The organism is Amycolatopsis sp. NPDC024027 (assembly GCF_040638975.1).
Classification (GTDB): Bacteria; Actinomycetota; Actinomycetes; order Mycobacteriales; family Pseudonocardiaceae; genus Amycolatopsis.
Genome location: NZ_JBEZYY010000006.1, coordinates 160,699 through 179,167, shown reverse-complemented (window position 1 = coordinate 179,167; position 18,469 = coordinate 160,699). Strand labels below are relative to the sequence as shown.

Here is an 18,469-nt window from a genome sequence, read left to right as displayed (position 1 = left end):
ATGGCTCGACGCGGTTCGGTGTGGACGGCGGCCCTGCGCACGCCGGTGGGCGTGTGCTCGGCGGTGCTGCTGGCCCTGGTCGTCGTCCTGTCGGTGCTGGCGCCGCTGCTGTGGGGGGACGGCGCGGCCGCGATCGACACCGACGCGATCGGTCAGGGACCGTCCGGGGCACACCCGTTCGGCACCGACTCCCTCGGCCGCGACCTGCTGCTGCGCACCCTGGTGGCGACCCGGCTCTCGGTCGGGCTCGCCGTGCTCGCCACCGCGATCGGCGCCGGCACCGGCGTCGTCCTCGGGACGCTGCCGTCCGTGCTGCCCCGCCGGGTGGCCCGGCTGCTCACGGCGGTCGTCGACATCGCCGTCGCGTTCCCCGGGCTGCTGCTGGCCCTGTTCCTCGCGGTGATCTTCGGCGTCGGCACGCACGGCGCGGTGCTCGCGATCGGCTTCGCGATGGCGCCGGCGTTCGCGCGGCTCGTGCAGACGCTCTCGGCGTCGGTCAGCGGGCGCGACTTCGTGGCCGCGGCGCGGATCGCCGGGGTCGGCCGGGTCCGGCTGCTGGCCCGGCACGTGCTGCCGAACATCGGCGAGCCGCTCGTCGTCAACGCGACCATCGGGGCCGGCTCGGCGCTGCTCGCCTTCGCCGGGCTGTCGTTCCTCGGGATCGGCGTGCAGGCACCGGACTACGACTGGGGACGGCTGCTGCGCGAAGGCCTGGACGGCATCTACGTCAACCCCGCGGCCGCGCTCGCCCCCGCCGCGGCGGTGGTGCTCGCCGGGCTGGCGTTCAACCTGGTCGGCGAGACGGTCGCCGCGGTGGTCGGGGTCCGGACCCGCGCGAGGAGGCGTGGGGCACCACCGCTGCCGGCGGCGCGGCCCGCGCTCGCGCAGCCGCCCGCGGACGCGGTGCTCGTGGTGGAGAACCTCCGGGTGGCGTTCCCCGGCCCGGACGGGTGGACGGTCCCGGTGCGTGGAGTCAGCTTCAGCGTCCGGGCCGGCGAAGCGATCGGCGTGGTCGGCGAGTCCGGTTCCGGCAAGAGCCTGACCGCGCTGGCCGTGTCCCGCCTGGTCGAAGCCCCCGGCGTGGTCACCGCCGACCGGCTCGAGTTCGCCGGGACACCGCTGGCGGAGGCGTCGGACCGCGAGCTCGGCACGGCACTGGCCATGGTGTTCCAGGACCCGATGACGTCGTTCAACCCGGCCCGCCGCGTCGGCGGCCAGCTGGCCGAGGTGTCCGAGCAGCACCACGGCCTGTCGCGGCGTGCGGCGTTCGCCCGCGCGGTGGACCGGCTGGCCGCGGTGCGCGTCCCGGCCGCCGAGCGGCGCGCCCGGCAGTACCCGCACGAGTTCTCCGGCGGCATGCGGCAGCGGGCGATGATCGGGATGGGGCTGATGGGCCGGCCGAAGCTGATCGTGGCCGACGAGCCGACCACCGCCCTCGACGTCACCGTGCAGCGGCAGGTGCTGCGCCTGCTGGCCCGCACGCGCGAAACCGAGGGCGCGGCGATCCTGCTGATCAGCCACGACATCGCCGTGGTTTCCCAGACGTGCGAACGGATGCTGGTGATGTACGCCGGCCGGATCGTCGAGGACCTGCCGACCGGGAGCCCGGCCCGGCACCCGTACACGCGGGCGCTGCTGGCCACCACGGTCGACCTGGAAACCGACCGCGACCGGCCCCTGGAAGTCATCCCCGGCCGCCCGCCGGAACCCGACCAGGTGCCCGAGGGCTGCGCGTTCGCCGCCCGGTGCCCGCTGGCTTCGGAGCGCTGCCGCACCGAAGACCCGGTGCTCGAACCGGCCGCGGACGGCCACCGGGTCGCCTGCTGGCACCCGCAGGTCACCGTCCTTTCCGGACAGTCCCATGAGGAGGGTGCCGCATGAGAGAGCCTGCGAACGAATCATTCAACACTGCGCCTTCCGCTCAGGCCGCGCCGAGCGTCAGCGAGGCGTGCGCATGAGTGCGCTGGAGTTCGACGCGGTGAGCGTCCGCTACGGCAAGCTGACCGCGGTCGACGGCGTCAGCCTGACCGTCCCTTCCGGACAGGTCGTCGGCCTGGTCGGCGAATCCGGCTCCGGCAAGTCGACCCTCGCCAGGGCGGCCGCGGGACTCGCTCCGGTCAGCGCGGGCCGGGTGCTGCTCGACGGCGTCGACGTGCGGCGGCTGCCCCGGCGGCGTCCGCTGCAGATGGTGTTCCAGGACCCGTATTCGTCGCTGGACCCGCGGATGGCGATCGGCGAGTCCATCACCGAGGCGATGCCGCCGGGCCCGTCCCGGGCCGAGCGGCGGGCCGAGGTCGACCGGCTGCTCGAACTGGTGAACCTCGACCCGGGCAGTGCCGCGGCGCTGCCCGGCCGGCTCTCCGGCGGGCAACGGCAGCGCGTCGCGCTCGCCCGGGCGCTGGCCGGGCGGCCGAAGGTGCTGGTCGCCGACGAGATCACCTCCGCACTCGACGTCTCGGTGCAGGGCGCCGTGCTCAACCTGGTCCGGGACGTGCAGCGGCGGCTGGCGCTGTCGATGCTGTTCATCTCGCACAACCTCGCCGTGGTGCGGCACGTCAGCGACGTCGTCGCGGTGATGTACCTCGGCCGGATCGTCGAGGCCGGGCCCGCCGAGCAGGTCCTCACCGAGCCGAAGCACCCCTACACGCGGGACCTGCTGGCCGCCGCGCCGTCGGCGCACCGGCGCCTGCTCGACGACACCGGTGCCGACACGCTCGCCGACACCGAACCCGCCGACCCGCACCACCCGCCGGCCGGCTGCCGCTACCACCCGCGCTGCCCGATCGGGCCGCTCGTGCACGCCGACCGCACCCGCTGCCTCACCGCCGACCCGGCCGACGAGGCGGCGGCCCGGCCCCACTCCGCGGCGTGCCACTACGCCGCGAGCCATCCCACGAGGAGATCCGCATGACCCGACGTCCGGGCACCGACGACCTGTACGCCCTCGAGTTCCCCGAGCACCCGGCGATTTCGCCCGACGGCAGCCGGATCGCGTACGTGCTGCGCACCGCCGACCGCGACCGGGACGAGGACACCCGCTCGCTGTGGCTGGTCTCGACCGAATCCGGTGAGGCGCGCCGGCTCACCCGCGGCCCGGCCGACCTCGAGCCGGCGTGGTCGCCCGACGGCACGCGGCTCGCGTTCCTGCGCGCCCAGGACGGCCCGGCGCAGCTGTGGCTGCTCCCCACCGGCGGCGGCGAGGCCGAGCAGGTCACCACGCTCCCGCTCGGCGCGGGGACCCCGGTCTGGCGGCCGGACGGTGCCGAGATCGCCTTCGCCGCCCCCGTCGACCTCGCCGCGGACGAGGGTGAGGACGACGCGGCCCGGACCCGCCGCGCGGGTGCCGCGGTGGTCGCCGACCGGCTCGACTTCAAGGCCGACGGCGCCGGGCTGTTGCGGACCCTGCGCAAGCACGTCCACGTCCTCGACGTCGCCACCGGCGAGGTCCGGCAGGTGACGTCGGGGGACTGGCACGCGGGCGACCCCGCGTGGTCGCCGGACGGCGAGCGGCTGGCCTTCCCGGCGGGACCGGAGGCGGACACCGACCTGACCTTCCGCTCCGGCGCGTACGTCGTCGAGCCCGGTGACCGCGCGAGCGAACCGCGGCTGATCGGCTCGGCCGAGGGCATGTGCGGCGCGGTCACCTGGACCGCCGACGGCGCCGCGCTGCTCGCGGTCGGCCGCCGCGACACCGCGCCCGGGCACCTCGGGCTGCTGCGGATCCCGGTGGACGGCGGCGAAACCACCGACCTGGCCGCGCCGCTGGACCGGAACGTCATGCCCGGCGGGGCGGGCTACCCCGGCGCGCTCCCGCAGCTTTCCGGCGCCACCGTGCTGTTCTGCGCCCGCGACCGCGGGTACACGCAGCTGTACGCGGTCGACGCCGAAGGTGGTGAGCCGCGGCTCGTCGCCGGCGGAGCCGGGACCGCCGTGACGGGGATGGCCGTCGCCGGGGAGGCCGCGGCGATCGTGCTGGCCACCCCGACGTCCTACGGCCAGATCGCGACGGTCGCCGTCACCGGGGGAGCGGTGGACGTCCGCACCGCGCACGGGCCCGGCGAGCTCGAGCCGTTCGTCTCGGAGGAGCGGGAGTTCACGATCTCCGACGGCACGGTCGTGGCCGGCTGGCTGCTGCGCGACCCCGCCCGCACCGGCCCGCGGCCGCTGCTGCTGGACATCCACGGCGGCCCGCACAACGCGTGGAACGGCACCGCCGACGCCGTGCACCTCTACCACCAGGAGCTCGTCGCGCGCGGCTGGGCGGTGCTGCTGCTCAACCCGCGGGGCAGCGACGGCTACGGCGAAGCGTTCTACACCGCCGCGGTCGGTGCCTGGGGCGTGGCCGACGCCGGCGACTTCCTCGAGCCCCTGGACGACCTGGTCGCCGAGGGCGTGGCCGACGCGCGCCGGCTCGCCGTGGCCGGCTACAGCTACGGCGGGTACATGACCTGCTACCTCACCAGCCGCGACGACCGGTTCGCCGCGGCGGTCGCGGGCGGGGTCGTCAGCGACGTGGTCAGCATGGCCGGCACGTCCGACAGCGGCCACTACCTCGGCGTCTCCGAACTCGGCGCGATCCCGGCGGAGAACCGGGCGCACTACGGCGCGCTTTCTCCCCTGTCCCAGGTGGAAAAGGTCCGCACGCCGACCCTGGTGGTGCACGGCGCCGCCGACGACCGGTGCCCGGCCGGGCAGGCCGAGCAGTGGTTCACCGCGCTGCGCGAGCAGGGCGTGCCGACCCGCCTGGTGCTCTACCCCGGCGCGTCCCACCTGTTCATCCTCGGCGGAAAACCGTCGCACCGGCGGGACTTCAACCGCCGGATCGCCGACTGGGTGGAGCAGCACGCGGGGGAGCCGGGCAAGCCGGCGCGGGTGCCGCTCGACGCCGCGCACTGGCGGCGGCGCCTGGCCGCCCTCGCGCGCAAGTACCGCGTTCCCGGTGCGTCGCTGGGCATCCTCCGCGGCGACGACCAGGTGCTCGCGAGCCACGGTGTGCTGAACACCGCCACCGGCGTCGAGGTCACCGACGACTCGGTGTTCCAGATCGGCTCGATCACCAAGGTGTGGACGGCCACGGTGGCGATGCAGCTGGTCGACGAGGGCCTGCTGAAGCTCGATGCGCCGATCGCCGACGTGCTGCCCGAGCTGCGGCTGGCCGACCCCGACGTCACCAAGCAGGTGACGTTGCGGCACCTGCTCACCCACACGAGCGGCATCGACGGCGACGTCTTCACCGACACCGGCCGCGGCGACGACTGCATCGAGAAGTTCGTCGGCCTGCTGGAGGAGGTCGCGCAGAACCACCCGCTCGGGGCGACGCTGTCCTACTGCAACTCCGGGTTCGTGCTGGTGGGCCGGGTGATCGAGCAGCTCACCGGCCTGACCTGGGACGCGGCGCTGCGCGAGCGGCTGTTCACCCCACTGGGGCTCACCCACACGGGGACGTTGCCGGAGGAGGCGTTGCTGCACCGCGCGGCGATGGGCCACGTCGCGGCCGGAGAGGGTGAGCCGCAACCGGCCCCGGCGTGGGGCCTGCCGCGGTCGGCGGGCCCGGCGGGGCTCATCACGGCGTCGGCGGCGGACGTCCTGGCGTTCGCGCGGATGCACCTGGCCGGCGGCCGCGACGTGCTGTCCGAGGCGTCGGCGGCGGCGATGACCGAGTGGCAGGCGGAGATGCCCGACAAGCACACCCTCGGCGACTCGTGGGGCCTCGGCTGGATCCGCTTCGACTGGGACGGCCACCGCGTCATCGGCCACGACGGCAACACGATCGGGCAGTCGGCGTTCTTGCGGCTGCTGCCCTCGCACGGCCTGGCCGTCACGTTGCTCACCAACGGCGGCAACACGCGCGACCTGTACGAGGAGCTCTACCGCGAGATCTTCGCCGAGCTGGCGGGGGTGGCGATGCCCCGCCCGATCTCGCCGGCCGCCACCCCGCCGTCCGTGGACTTCGCGGAGTTCCTCGGGGTCTACGAGCGCGCGTCGATGCGGATCGAGGTCTTCGAGGGGGACTCGGGCCTGCGGATGCGGCAGACGATCACCGGCCCGATCGCCGCGCTGGTCCCGGAACCGACGACGGAACACGACCTGGTCCCGATCGGCGGGCCCCAGTTCGCCTTCCGCGAGCCGGGCGCACGGTCCTGGATCTCGGCGACGTTCTACACGCTGCCGACGGGGGAGCGGTACCTGCACTGCGGTGTCCGCGCGACCCCGCAGGTCGAGGCCGGGTAGTCCGTTCTCTCCGAACTCCCGCTTCCGCTCGCGGGCCTGCCCCCGGCCTTCGTCGAGCGGAAGCGGGACCTTCGCTCAGTGCTCCGAAGTGGACGGTGTGGCCGGCCCGCGCCGGATCAGCCAGCTGCCCGCGAAGGCGACCAGCCCGATGACTCCCGCGAGGATGAACGCCGCCCGCAGGCCCGAGCCGTCCGGGCTGGCCGCCGTCGCGTCGTGGCTGCCCAGCGTCGCCACACTGATGAACACCGCGGTGCCGAGCGCGCCCGCGACCTGCTGCAGCGTCGAGAGGATCGCGCTGCCGTGCGAATACAGGTGTTCGGGCAGCGAGCCGAGCGACTCGGTGAACAGCGGCGTCATCATCAGCCCGAGCCCGGCCATCATCAGCACGTGGATCCCGATCACCGCGATCAGCGGCGAATCCGGCCCCAGCACCGCGAACAGCCACAGCGAAGCGGCCATCGCCGCCGCGCCGGGGATGACGAGCGGGCGGCCGCCGACCTTGTCGAACAGCGCGCCGACCGGGCGGCCCAGCAGCCCCAGCACCAGCCCGCCGGGCAGCACGGCCAGCCCGCTGACGAACGTGCTCGTGTGCAGCACCGTCTGCAGGTACAGCGGCAGCATGATCGCCGCGGCGCCGATCAGGCACATGAACAGCAACGCGGTCAGCACCAGCGAGACGACGAAGCTGCGGTGGGTGAACGGCCGCAGGTCCAGCAGGGCGCGGTCCCGGCGCTGCAGCCGCAGCTGCCGCCAGGTGAACGCCGCCAGCGACACGACCCCGACGACGATCGGCACCCAGCCCGGCACCGGCGGTTCGGCCCCGGCCTGCTCCCCGCTCGACGACAAGCCGTACAGCACGCCGCCGAACCCGATCGCGGACAGCAGCACCGACGGGACGTCCAGCGGCACCTGACGGCGTTCGCCGTCGATGCGCAGCAGCAGCCCCCCGGTCACCAGCGCGGCGACCGCCAGCGGCAGCACGATCCAGAACATCCAGCGCCAGCCCAGCGACGACAGCACCGCGCCGCCGATGGTCGGCCCGATCGCCGGCGCGACCGCGATGACGATCGTGATCGTGCCCATCGTCGCGCCGCGCCGCTCCGGCGGCACCAGCCGCATCACCGTCGTCATCAGCAGCGGCAGCATCACCGCCGTGCCGCACGCCTGCACCACGCGCCCGGCCATCAGCAGCCCGAAGCCGGGCGCGAGCGCGCTCAGCAGCGTGCCCAGGCTGAACGCCGACAGCGAGAACAGGAACACCTGCCGCGGCGAGAACCGCTCCAGCAGGAACCCGGTCGTCGGGATGACGACCGCCATCGTCAGCAGGAACCCGCTGGTCAGCCACTGCACAGTGGTCGTCGGCACGCGCAGGTCGACGGTCAGGTCGCGCAACGCGACGCTCAGGATCGTCTCGTTGAGGATCATCACGAACGCGGAAAGCACGAGAACCCCGATGAGGAGTCCCGAGCGCGCCGGGGGGCGGTTCACGTCGGCGGGCGGGGTGGACACGGTTTCGGTCATCGGGGTGGGACTCTCCTGGTCGGCCGGGACGGCCGTGCCGAACACGGACGTCCTTCGCAGTGTGCCCGTTTCGGACCTCTCCTGTCAGGCGGTTTTCGGTACACCGGACCCCCCGCACGGCCCCGCGAGGCGTCCGATATGCTCTGTCTCAACACGGAGTTCCGCAGCGCGCGATTAGCTCAGCGGGAGAGCGCTTCCCTGACACGGAAGAGGTCACTGGTTCAATCCCAGTATCGCGCACCACGAGTCCACCCCCGGATTTCGTGGGAAGTTGGCACCACGGGCGATTAGCTCAGGGGGAGAGCGCTTCGTTCACACCGAAGAGGTCACTGGTTCGATCCCAGTATCGCCCACGAGAATCGCTGGAAGAGCCCTGTTCGCGGAAAGCGCGAACAGGGCTCTTCTCGTTGTGTCTTGTGGGGGCCGAGCCCCCACACCCCCGCCGGGGGCACGCCCCCGGACCCCCACGTGTGGTTGCGTTTGTGCTGCCGGTGCGGCCCGGTTGGATCAAAGCAGGCGGCGTTGGAGCACGTCGGCCATGAGTGTGTGGACCATTTTCTCCAGCTCCCCGGTTTCGGGGAGGGTTCCCCGGCGGCGGCCCGCGAAGAGCAGGTGGGCTGCGCCGATCAGGGACAGGGACAGCGACTCCACCTCGGCGTCCGCCGCGATGCGGCCCTGTTCGCGCTCGGCTGACAGGTAGCTCTTCAGCATGTCCCGGGCCTCCGCCAGGATCGGGAGGCCGGTTTGGTGGCGCAGGCGGATGCGCAGCTCGTCGCGGAAGAAGACCAGGCTCGTCAAGGCCAGGGTGACCGGGTCGAACAGCTCCGCCAGGGCGTCGATGAGGTTTTCCGCGACCGTCCGGGTGCCCGCCGCCGCGCGCAGGAGGGCCGCCTGATCCGTCAAGCGGGTGATGCGCTCCCGGGCGAACTCGGCCAGGAAGTCGTCGAAGTCGGCGAAGTGACGGTGCAGGACGCCCTTCGCGACGTCGGCCTCCGTCGTCACCGCGCGGCTGGTCAACGCGTGCGGGCCGTCGCGGAGCAGCACCCGCCCGGCCGCGTCGAACAGCTGCTTGCGCACGTCGCGCAGGTGGACCCCGGTCGGCATGCCCCCATTCTCCGGTACGAGCGCCGGTTGCCCTAGTGGGCGAGCGCCCATTAAAGTGGGCGCATGCCCACTCAACCTCATGAAGCGCGTGCGATGGCGGAATCCTTCGGGACGGACGCCGAACGCTACGACCGGGCGCGGCCGGAGTACCCGCGCGAGCTGGTGGACCGGATCGTCGCCGCGAGTCCGGGGCCCGACGTCCTGGACGTCGGCTGCGGCACCGGGATCGAAGCCCGCCAGTTCCGCGCGGCGGGCTGCCGCGTGCTCGGCATCGACCCCGACGCACGAATGGCCGCCTTCGCCCGTCGCGGCGGGCTCGACGTCGAGGTGGCGAAGTTCGAGGACTGGCAGCCGGGCGATCGCACCTTCGACGCGGTGGTCGCCGGCCAGGCTTGGCACTGGGTGAACCCGGTCACGGGCCCGCCCAAGGCGGCGCAGGTCTTGCGGCCTGGCGGCCTGCTCGCGGTGTTCGCCCACGTGTTCCAGCCGCCGGCGGAGGTGGCGGCGGCCTTCGCGGCGGCGTGCCGGCGAGTGCTGCCGGACGCACCGTTCGCCGCGGAGTCCCGCCCGGCGGCGGAGATCTACGACGTGATGTTCACCGGATTCGCCGACGCGATCGCCAAGGCGGACGGCCTCGGCGTCCCGGACCGCTGGCGTTTCGAGTGGGAGCGGACGTACACGCGCGAAGAGTGGCTCGACTTCCTGCCCACAACGGGCGGCTTGACGAGACTGCCCCCGGACGCACTGGCGGAGGTGCTGTCCGAGGTGGGCACGGCCATCGACGCGCTGGGCGGCAGCTTCGTGCTGCCGTACGCAACCTTGGCGGTGGTCGCAACTCGCCTTGACAAATAAAGTTGTCGGTGAGATCGTGGAGCCGCACGAGGAAAACCTCGAATCGTCCGGCTCGACTGGGGGAGAAACCATGTCTTTTCAGGCTTACCTCGACAACGCGGAGAAGCAGACGGGCATCACCCCGCGAGCCTTCCTCGACCTGGCGGCGGCGAAGAACCTCACAAAGCCGGCCGAGATCATCGCGTGGTTGAAGGAGGAGCACGCCCTCGGCCACGGCCACGCAACGGCAATCGCCCGGCTGATCACCAAGGGCCCGCAGTTCGTAGCGGAGCACCACACAGGAGGGGTACTCCACCTCGACGGCCTGGCGGCGCGCGCCTAGTCAGCCCCCCGCGGGCCTCCGGCGCCCTAACTCTGGGCCGTCCTGGCCGGCCCGGACCCACCTGAACAGGTCGGGCCCGCCCTAACCCCGGCCGGGCGCCTGGCCTCTGCCTCTGCCTCTGCCTCTGGCCACGGCCCACGCCCCTGGCCACGGCCCACGCCCCTGGCCACGGCCCCTGGTACCCGGCGCCCGCCGCCTAGCCCGACCCCGCCCCTGGCCGGCCCGGCGAGCACACCTCCCAGCCGAACCGATACGCAGCCGCATCAGCGGCCGGCACGCCGGGTCAAGGCACGCTTTCCCGCCTTGACGCGGCGTGACGGCCGTTGAACAATCCGGCGTTCGGGTCGGCGGAAAGAGAATCCCCATGATGCCTCGCGTCTCACGGGCGATGCCCCGCCAGACACGGGAGACGCCCCTTCGATCACGCGAGATGCCCCGCCAGTCACACGAACGAGCAGGAACTCCCGTCACTGAGCGCGGGTTTCGCATGGTTGAGCACGGTTTCGCATGGCTGAGCACAGATCTCCCGTGGCTGAGCACAGATCTCCGGCCACAGACCACGATCCAGGCCCGCCTGACCCAGCAAAAACCCTTACCCACCCGCAATAGGCCCAAGAAACGTCCCACCCGAAACATCCAGGGTCTGCCCAGTAACCCACCGACCCCCCACCCCGGCCAAAAACCCCACCACCTCAGCCACATCCTCCGGCTCCCCAACCCGCCCCAGCGCCGCAATCGCGGCAAGCCCGGCCGCCGCCTCCGGAACCGCGAGCATCGGCTCGGTCATATCCGTCCGAATCGGCCCCGGCGACACCGTGTTGACCGTGATCCCCCGATGCCCCAACTCGTTCGCCAGCGTCGGCGCCATCGCCTCGACCGCTGCTTTGCTGACCGTGTAACCGATCTGCGACGACACCGCGATGCGCGTCGCCATCGAACCCACCGTCACGATCCGGCCACCGTCGTTGAGCACCGGCAGCAGCCGCTGGATCAGCAGCATCGGCGCCTTCACGTTGACCGCCAGAAGCCGGTCCAGCTCCTCCTCGGTCAAGGCGCCGATCGGGCTGTGCGAGCTGATGCCCGCATTGTTGACGAGGATGTCCAAACCGCCGCCGAACGCCGAAGTGACCGCCTCGGCCAGCCGGTCGACCGCCCCCGGTTCACCGAACCGCGCCGCCACCGGGAAGGCGTGGCCGCCCGCGTTCTCGATCAGGGCGACCGTTTCCTTGGCCGCGACCTCGTTGCCACCGTGGTGCACGGCGACCACCGCCCCGTCCGCGGCCAGCCGCAGCGCCACCGCGCGGCCGATGCCCCGCGAAGCCCCCGTCACCAAAGCGCTCTTCGTCATGTCCGGCTCCTCCGGGTCGGTGCCGGGCCTGGGGTGGCCCGGCGCTGACCCGAAGGTTTCCGCCCGCCGCTGACCGGACGCGCACCACGCGCGCACCGGCCGGCGGGCGGCCGGTCAGCGGGCGGCCGCGACGGCGGGTTCCAGGGGCGCGGGCACCGGGGACCACCGCGGCAGGAACGCGGCCACGGCCAGCGCGATCAGCGCCGCCGCCGAGCCCATGCCCAGCACCAGCCGGAACCCGTTCTGCGACGGCCACGTCGCCGGTCCGAACGAAATCGTCAGGCGGGCGAGGACCAGCCCGGCGGTGGCGCTGGAAACCGACGTGCCGATCGAGCGCATCAGCGTGTTGAGGCTGTTGGCGGCCGCGGTTTCCGACACCGGCACCGCACCCATGACGAGTGCGGGCATCGCGCCGTAGGCGAGCCCGATGCCCGCGCCGATGATGCTCGAGATCAGCACCAGGTGCCAGGTCGCGCTCATCAGGACGATCCCGAGCGCGTACCCGGCGGCGACGACCACCGCGCCGAGCATCAGCGTCGTCTTCGGGCCGCGCGTGGCCGAAATGCGCGCTGACACCGGTGCCAGCGCCATCATCACCAGCCCGGACGGCGCCATCACCAGGCCCACCGCCAGCATCGACTTCCCGAGGCCGTACCCGGTGGCCGCCGGCAGCTGCAGCAACTGCGGCAGCACCAGGGACATCGCGAACATCGCGAAGCCGAACACCGCGGAGGCGATGTTGGTCAGCAGCACCTGGCGCCGCGCGGTCGTCCGCAGGTCCACCAGCGGCTGCGCCGTCCGCAGCTCCCAGCGGTCCCACAGCAGCAGGACGACGGCGGCGGACGCGAACAGGCTCAGCGTCGCCGCGCTGCCCCAGCCCCAGTCGGCGCCCTTCGAAATGGCCAGCAGCAGGCACACCAGTGCGATCGAAAGCCCGGCCGCGCCCGGTACGTCGAACCGCCCGCCCGTGCGGACCGGCGATTCCGGCACCAGCGCGACGACCAGCGCCGTGACGACCACGCCGAGCCCGGCCGCGGTCCAGAAGAGCGCGTGCCAGTCGGCGTTTTCGGCCAGCAACGCCGCCGCCGGCAGGCCCAGTGCACCGCCGACGCCGAGCGACGCGCTCATCAGCGCCGTCGCGGAGCCGAGCCGTTCGGCGGGCAGCTCGTCGCGCATGATGCTGATCCCGAGCGGGATGACGCCGGCGGCGAGGCCCTGCAGGGCTCGCCCGGCGACCATCGGCACGAGGCTGTCGGACAGTGCGCCGATCGTGGAGCCGGCGACCAGCGCGCCGAGGCTGATCAGCAGCATCCGCCGTTTCCCGTACATGTCGCCGAGCCGGCCCATGGTCGGCGTCGCCACCGCGCCCGCGAGCAGGGTGGCGGTGATGGCCCAGGTGGCGTCGGCCGCGGAGGCGTGCAGCAGCCCGGGCAGCGCCGGGATCAGCGGGATGACCAGTGTCTGCATCAGCGAGACCGTGATGCCCGCGAGCGCGAGGACCGCGACGACGAGGTTCGCGCGCGGCGAGGCCTCCCGGGCGGACGTGGATGGGTCGGGCACGAGCGGTCCTCCGGGAAAGTCGGGTGGCGCGGTCGAAATTAAATCAGTCGCTTGACTTAGCGTAGCAGTCTTCGGTTGACTGATCACGAACCGACGGACACCGCGGAGGAACGATGACGAGCACCGCCGAGATCCCCGAGTTCCCGATGACCCGGGCCGCGGGCTGCCCGTTCGACCCGCCGCCCGCCGCCCGAGCGCTGCAGGAAGAGACCCCGCTCGCCCGGGTCCGGCTGTGGGACGGCAGCACGCCGTGGCTGGTGACCCGCTACGCCGACCAGCGGGCGCTGCTGGCCGATCCCCGCGTCAGCGCCGACGTCACGCGGCCCGGGTACCCGAGCCCGGCGCCGCTGCCGAAGGGCGGCACCGGCATCGGCTTCATCCTGATGGACAACCCCGAGCACGCGCGGCTGCGCAAGATGGTGACGGCGCCGTTCACGATCCGCCGCGTCGCCGCGATGCGCCCGGCCGTCCAGAAGATCGTCGACGACCTGATCGACGAGCTGCTGGCCGGCCCGAAGCCGGTGGACCTCGTCGAGGCGTTCGCGCTGCCGGTGCCGTCACTGGTGATCTGCGAGCTGCTGGGCGTCCCGTACGCCGACCACGGCTTCTTCCAGGAGAACAGCAAGGTCATCATCCGCCGCGACGCCCGGCCCGAGGAGCGGGCCGCCGGGCACCAGGCGCTGATCGGCTACCTCGACCGGCTGGTGGGCGAGAAGCTCGAACACCCCACCGGCGACCTGCTCTCGGGGCTCGCCGGCCGCGTCGCGGCGGGGGAGCTGACCCGCGTCGAAGCGGCGCAGATGGGCGTCCTGCTGCTCATCGCCGGCCACGAGACGACGGCGAACATGATCGCGCTGGGCACGCTCGCCCTGCTGGAGCACCCGGACCAGCTGGCGCTGCTGCGCGAGGGTGACGACCCGGCGCTGGTCGCGTCGGCGGTCGAGGAACTGCTGCGCTACCTGAACATCACGCACAACGGGCGCCGCCGGGTCGCGCTGGAGGACATCGAGATCGCCGGTGAGACCGTCCGCGCGGGCGAAGGCCTGATCATGGCCAACGACATCGCCAACCGCGATCCGGAAGTCTTCCCCGGCGGCGACCGGCTGGACCTGACCCGCGACGCGCACCGCCACGTGGCCTTCGGCTTCGGCGTCCACCAGTGCCTCGGCCAGCCGCTGGCCCGGCTGGAGCTGCAGGTCGTCTACGGCACGCTGTACCGGCGGATCCCGACGCTGGCCTTGGCCACCGGGGCCGGGAAGATCCCGTTCAAGCACGACGGGTCGGTGTACGGCGTGTACGAGCTGCCGATCACCTGGTGAGTCAGACGCTGCGCAGCACCGACACGACCGTGCCGAGGATGACCGCGCGGTCGCCGTCGATGACGTCGTAGGCCGGGTTGCGGGGCTCGAGGTACACGTGGCCGTTGCGGCGGCGGTAGACCTTGACCGTCGCCTCTTCGTCGATCATCGCCGCCACGATCTGCCCCGAATGGGCCTCGGACTGCTGCTTGACCACCACGATGTCGCCGTCGCAGATGGCGGCGTCGATCATCGAGTCGCCGCGGACGCGCAGGCCGAACACCGTGCCGCGGCCGGTGAGGTCGCGGGGGAGCTTGAGGACGTCGTCGGTGTGCTCGATCGCCGAGATCGGCGTGCCGGCCGCGATGTCGCCGACCACGGGCACCGGCACCGAATCGCCGTCCTCGGCGGCGGCCGGACCGTTCAGGAACGCGCGCACGTCGATCGGGCGCGACACCGTGGCGCCGCGGCGCAGGTAACCCTTGTCTTCGAGGCTGGCCAGGTGCTTCGACACCGACGACGTCGACTGTAGGCCGACGGCCTCGCCGAGCTCGCGGGTGCTGGGGGAGTAGCCGTACTGGACCACCCAGTCCCGGATCGCGACCAGGATCCGCTGCTGCCGCTCCGGCAGGGCCGAGGGGTCGAGGTGCTCGAACGTGTCGTCGTAGGTGGTCACCGGCGTGATCCTAGAGGCACTCGTCCCGCGCCTCGCCGCCGGTCCGGCCGGCGCGGTCCCGCTCAACGGAACACCGGGTGACGGTTGGCGCCTTACCAACATCGATCGAGACTTTGCCAGCCGTTGACCCGGGTAACGAATCGACGTATGGTCTAGACCACAATTTTCCTTCGCTCGTAACCCTTCCCGTCGCGGCGGACCTCCCAGCGAGGCCGGGGCCGCGGTTTCGCCGCGCCCGGCGGCGGGAGGCGAGCCTGTCCGGAGAAGGAGCTGGTATGAACCGCAAACTGGTCGCGGCCGCGGCGGGTGTCCTCCTGGCCCCCGTCCTGGTGGTGCTCAACCCCGCCGGGATCGCGAGCGCGCACGGCTACGTCAGCTCGCCGGCCAGCCGGCAGGCGCAGTGTGCCCAGCACGTCGTGGCGTGCGGGCAGATCCAGTACGAGCCCCAGAGCGTGGAAGGCCCCAAGGGCCTGCGGTCCTGCAACGGCGGGGTGGCCCAGTTCGCCGAGCTCAACGACAACGGCAAGGGCTGGCGCGCCGCGAGCGTCGGTCGCACGGTGACCTTCAACTGGACCTTCACCGCGCGCCACCGCACGTCGAACTACCAGTACTTCATCGGCGGCCAGAAGATCGCGGAAGTGAGCGGCAACAACCAGCAGCCGCCGTCGACCGTCGCGCACCAGGTGAACCTGGGCAGCCACACGGGCCGCCAGACGGTGCTGGCGGTGTGGAACATCGCCGACACGGCGAACGCGTTCTACGCCTGCATCGACCTGCAGGTGAGCTGACCCGGCTCGCGGTCCGGCCGCAGCGTCCACTGTGGCCGGACCGCGAGCAGTCGGTCGCGTATCGTCCGGGCGGTGAAGATCCGGAGGGTCAACGGCGCGAAGGAGCTTCAGGTTGAGGACGTCCCCTGGACCCCGGACCTGGGGTTCGTCCGCGACCTGCCCGTGTTGACGCGCGTCCGGCTGCTGCGCGGCGTGGCCGACTGCTCGGCGGTGGCCGACGTGCCCGGCCTCGAGGAGCTGAGCCTCGCCACCGACTACCGCGGGCCTCTCACCCTCGCCGGCCTGACGCGGTTGCAGGTGCTCGGGATGCCGTTCCTCCCGGCCGTCGGAGAGCTGGCGGAGCTGGGCGCGCTGCGGGAGCTGACGGTGTGGGGCTGGCCCAAGTCCGAGCCCTCTCTCGCGGTGCTGGGAGACAAGCCTTCGCTGGAGTTCCTGAGGCTGGAGCTCAAGCGGACGACCGCGCTGACCACGGCCGGGCTCGTCGCGCCGAAGCTGCACACGCTCTGGCCCTACGACGGCAGCGTGTCCCTCACCGGCGCGTTTCCCCAGCTGGACACCCTGCGCCTGAACAGCACGAAGGTGGCGTCCCTCGACTTCGTCCGCGACCTTCCGCGGCTGCGGGAACTCGTCCTGGAAAACGCCGGCGAGGTCGAGAGCGTGACGCCGTTGCGGGGCCACCCGGCGCTGCGCGCGGTCGCGGTCGCCGGGCGGACGACCTTCCGCGACGGCGACCTCGGTGCGCTGCTGGAGCTGCCCGCGGCGGAGAGCGTGGCGCTGGAGCGAGGGGCGCCCCACTACAGCCACCGGCCTGCCGAGGTCCGGAAACAGCCGTGAAGGGCGGCCTCGGGCGCCTTGCCCGAGCTGTCCACAACGGAAGGGCCGGCGCGGTGACGAACCGCCGTCGCCGCTGGTAAACCTGGTGCCATGGCTTGGCACGATCTCGGCGCCGCGGTGCGCCGGCTGCGCGAAAACACCGACCCGGCCGTGGCCGGGCTGCCGGGCGGCCGGCGGCGGACCCGCGGGCTGCGGCGGGAGGAACTCGCCGAGCTGGCCGGGGTGTCCGCGGACTACGTGCGGCGGTTGGAGCAGGGGCGCCGCCACCCGTCGGCCGGGGTGGTGACCGCCATCGCCGGGGCGTTGCGGCTCGGGCGGGCGGACTACGAACGGCTTTGCGCACTGGCCGGGTACGCCGCGGTGGACGGGCAGGTGCCGCGCGAGGCCGGGGCGGCGGCACTGCGGCTGCTGGAACGGTTCGGCGGCACCCCCGCCTTCCTGACCGACGCGGCGTGGAACGTGGTCGCCGTCAACGGCGCGTGGTTCGCGCTGCAGGCCGGCGGCCCGACCGGGCACGACCGGGACTGGAACGTCGCCTGGCGCACCTTCCGCAACGCACCCCGCGGGATCAGCCGGACCGACGAGCGCGCGGCCGGCTTCCGGGCGATGCTCGCCGCCCGGCTGCGGGACACCGCCCTGCGCCACCCCGCGGACGCGGCGCTCGCCGAGCTCGTCGACGAGCTGCGGAGCACGAGCCGATCGTTCGACACCTTGTGGCGCGCCCCGGAACCGGTGGCCGCGTACGAGAACCGCGCGGTGTTCAAGCATCCGGACGGCGCGGACATCACGCTCGACGGCCACCTCCTGGAAGTGCCGGGGGACGACCTGATGGCGGTGATCCTCACCGCGGCACCGGGTTCGGCCGACGCGGCCCGGCTGGGCGAGGTCGTCGGCGCTTCGGGCCGGCCGGCCGTCGTCAAGGTGGGCCAAGCCGGCCCAGGCTGATCCGGCCCGCGGCCGCGATCCTGGGGGCGAAGTGGATCACGGACGAAAGCGAGCAGCTCGATGAAGGCAGTGCGGTTCCACGAGTACGGCGATCCCGGCGTCCTGCGTTTCGAGGACGCGGAGCTGCCCGTCCCGGCTGCCGGGCAGGTCCGGGTCCGGGTCGCTGCGACGTCGTTCAACTCGGTCGACGGCAACATCCGGGGCGGGTTCATGCAGGGGCCGATCGCGACCACGCTGCCCCATACCCCGGGTATCGACGTCGCCGGCACGGTCGACGCCCTCGGCGAAGGCCTGGACGGCCTGGCGGTCGGTGACGAGGTCGTGGGCTTCCTGCCGATGGACCAGCCCGGCGCCGCCGCCGAGTACGTCCTCGCCCCGGTCGAGAGCCTCGCCTCGGCACCGAAGACCGTCCCGCTGCCCGAGGCGGCCGCGCTGCCGCTGGTCGGGCTGACCGCGTATCAGGCGCTGTTCGACCACGCCCAGCTGAGGGCCGGGCAACGCGTGCTGGTCAACGGTGCCGGGGGCGCGGTCGGCGGCTACGCGGTGCAGCTGGCCAAGAACGCCGGTGCCCACGTGATCGCCACCGCCAGCCCGCGCAGCGCTGAGGCAGTCAAGACTGCCGATGAGGTCATCAACCACACCACCACCGACGTGATCACCGCGGTGACCGAGCCGGTCGACGTCGTGCTCAACCTCGCCCCCGTCACCCCGGAACAGCTGGCCGCGCTGGTCACCCTCGTCCGCCCCGGCGGCGTCCTGGTCAACACGACCGTGTGGATGCCCGCCCCCTCCGACGAGGAACGCGGCGTGCGCGGCATCGACCTGTTCGTCCGCAGCGACGCCGACCAACTGGCACAGCTGGTCGCGCAGGTCGACCGCGGCGAACTGCACATCGACGTCGCCGAGCAGGTACCACTGGCCGACCTGCCGGCCCTGCACGCGCGCGCCGCCGAGGGCGGCGTGCACGGCAAGGTCGTCGTCCTTCCTTGA

The 18,469-nt window shown here is 72.8% G+C and carries 15 protein-coding genes and 2 tRNA genes; 12 read left to right on the top strand and 5 right to left on the bottom strand.

All coding sequences use genetic code 11. The annotated features are described in order from the left end of the window. From AB0F52_RS17400 to AB0F52_RS17390, 3 genes are all read left to right on the top strand, one after another. Positions 1-1,881, top strand: coding sequence for a dipeptide/oligopeptide/nickel ABC transporter permease/ATP-binding protein (locus AB0F52_RS17400; RefSeq protein WP_360171298.1), 1,881 nt, complete (start codon positions 1-3; stop codon positions 1,879-1,881). 73 nt (positions 1,882-1,954) lie between these two features. Further along, on the top strand, positions 1,955-2,911 hold the full coding sequence (locus tag AB0F52_RS17395; RefSeq protein WP_360171295.1) for an ABC transporter ATP-binding protein: 957 nt from the start codon (positions 1,955-1,957) through the stop codon (positions 2,909-2,911). After that, positions 2,908-6,231, top strand: a complete 3,324-nt coding sequence (locus AB0F52_RS17390; RefSeq protein WP_360171292.1) for a serine hydrolase — start codon at positions 2,908-2,910, stop codon at positions 6,229-6,231. The genes AB0F52_RS17395 and AB0F52_RS17390 overlap by 4 nt, the downstream gene beginning before the upstream one ends. 75 nt (positions 6,232-6,306) lie before the next feature. Here the strand turns inward: AB0F52_RS17390 and AB0F52_RS17385 are convergent, their stop codons facing one another. Further along, the gene (locus tag AB0F52_RS17385; RefSeq protein WP_360172031.1) at positions 6,307-7,752 is read right to left on the bottom strand and encodes a DHA2 family efflux MFS transporter permease subunit; all 1,446 of its coding nucleotides are present in this window, start codon (positions 7,750-7,752) and stop codon (positions 6,307-6,309) included. A 168-nt stretch (positions 7,753-7,920) separates the two neighbouring features. On the opposite strand from AB0F52_RS17385, the gene AB0F52_RS17380 reads away from it, so the two are divergent. Then, positions 7,921-7,995: transfer RNA gene (locus AB0F52_RS17380), tRNA-Val, on the top strand. 38 nt (positions 7,996-8,033) lie between these two features. Continuing rightward, positions 8,034-8,105 (top strand) — tRNA-Val (locus tag AB0F52_RS17375). A 154-nt stretch (positions 8,106-8,259) separates the two neighbouring features. On the opposite strand, the gene AB0F52_RS17370 is transcribed toward AB0F52_RS17375, so the two are convergent. Continuing rightward, positions 8,260-8,856 carry a TetR family transcriptional regulator gene (locus AB0F52_RS17370; RefSeq protein ID WP_360171289.1) on the bottom strand — a complete coding sequence of 199 codons (597 nt, stop codon included), beginning with the start codon at positions 8,854-8,856 and terminating at the stop codon, positions 8,260-8,262. Between the two features lie 93 nt (positions 8,857-8,949). Here AB0F52_RS17370 and AB0F52_RS17365 point away from each other — a divergent pair, with 93 nt between their 5' ends. Both AB0F52_RS17365 and AB0F52_RS17360 read left to right on the top strand, forming a co-directional pair. After that, on the top strand, positions 8,950-9,708 hold the full coding sequence (locus AB0F52_RS17365; protein WP_360171286.1) for a class I SAM-dependent methyltransferase: 759 nt from the start codon (positions 8,950-8,952) through the stop codon (positions 9,706-9,708). 70 nt (positions 9,709-9,778) lie between these two features. Further along, entirely contained in the window at positions 9,779-10,030 is a 252-nt protein-coding gene (locus AB0F52_RS17360) for a DUF4287 domain-containing protein (RefSeq protein WP_360171283.1), read from the top strand. Positions 10,031-10,622: 592 nt separating this feature from the next. Here AB0F52_RS17360 and AB0F52_RS17355 read toward each other — a convergent pair. Continuing rightward, positions 10,623-11,378, bottom strand: a complete 756-nt coding sequence (locus AB0F52_RS17355; protein ID WP_360171280.1) for an SDR family oxidoreductase — start codon at positions 11,376-11,378, stop codon at positions 10,623-10,625. Positions 11,379-11,492: 114 nt separating this feature from the next. Continuing rightward, positions 11,493-12,938 (bottom strand): MFS transporter, encoded by a 1,446-nt coding sequence (locus tag AB0F52_RS17350; protein ID WP_360171277.1) that lies wholly within the window; start codon positions 12,936-12,938, stop codon positions 11,493-11,495. A gap of 113 nt (positions 12,939-13,051) precedes the next feature. On the opposite strand from AB0F52_RS17350, the gene AB0F52_RS17345 reads away from it, so the two are divergent. Further along, positions 13,052-14,257, top strand: a complete 1,206-nt coding sequence (locus AB0F52_RS17345; protein WP_360171274.1) for a cytochrome P450 — start codon at positions 13,052-13,054, stop codon at positions 14,255-14,257. Position 14,258: 1 nt separating this feature from the next. On the opposite strand, the gene lexA is transcribed toward AB0F52_RS17345, so the two are convergent. Further along, the gene (gene lexA / locus AB0F52_RS17340; RefSeq protein ID WP_360171271.1) at positions 14,259-14,912 is read right to left on the bottom strand and encodes a transcriptional repressor LexA; all 654 of its coding nucleotides are present in this window, start codon (positions 14,910-14,912) and stop codon (positions 14,259-14,261) included. Between the two features lie 275 nt (positions 14,913-15,187). Between lexA and AB0F52_RS17335 the strand changes: the two genes are divergently transcribed. From AB0F52_RS17335 to AB0F52_RS17320, 4 genes are all read left to right on the top strand, one after another. Further along, a complete protein-coding gene (locus tag AB0F52_RS17335) occupies positions 15,188-15,700 on the top strand; it encodes a lytic polysaccharide monooxygenase auxiliary activity family 9 protein (protein ID WP_103336490.1) in 513 nt (170 codons plus the stop codon). Positions 15,701-15,772: 72 nt separating this feature from the next. Then, the gene (locus AB0F52_RS17330; RefSeq protein ID WP_360171267.1) at positions 15,773-16,534 is read left to right on the top strand and encodes a leucine-rich repeat domain-containing protein; all 762 of its coding nucleotides are present in this window, start codon (positions 15,773-15,775) and stop codon (positions 16,532-16,534) included. A gap of 90 nt (positions 16,535-16,624) precedes the next feature. Continuing rightward, on the top strand, positions 16,625-17,479 hold the full coding sequence (locus AB0F52_RS17325) for a helix-turn-helix domain-containing protein (protein ID WP_360171264.1): 855 nt from the start codon (positions 16,625-16,627) through the stop codon (positions 17,477-17,479). A gap of 60 nt (positions 17,480-17,539) precedes the next feature. After that, positions 17,540-18,469 (top strand): NADP-dependent oxidoreductase, encoded by a 930-nt coding sequence (locus AB0F52_RS17320; protein WP_360171261.1) that lies wholly within the window; start codon positions 17,540-17,542, stop codon positions 18,467-18,469.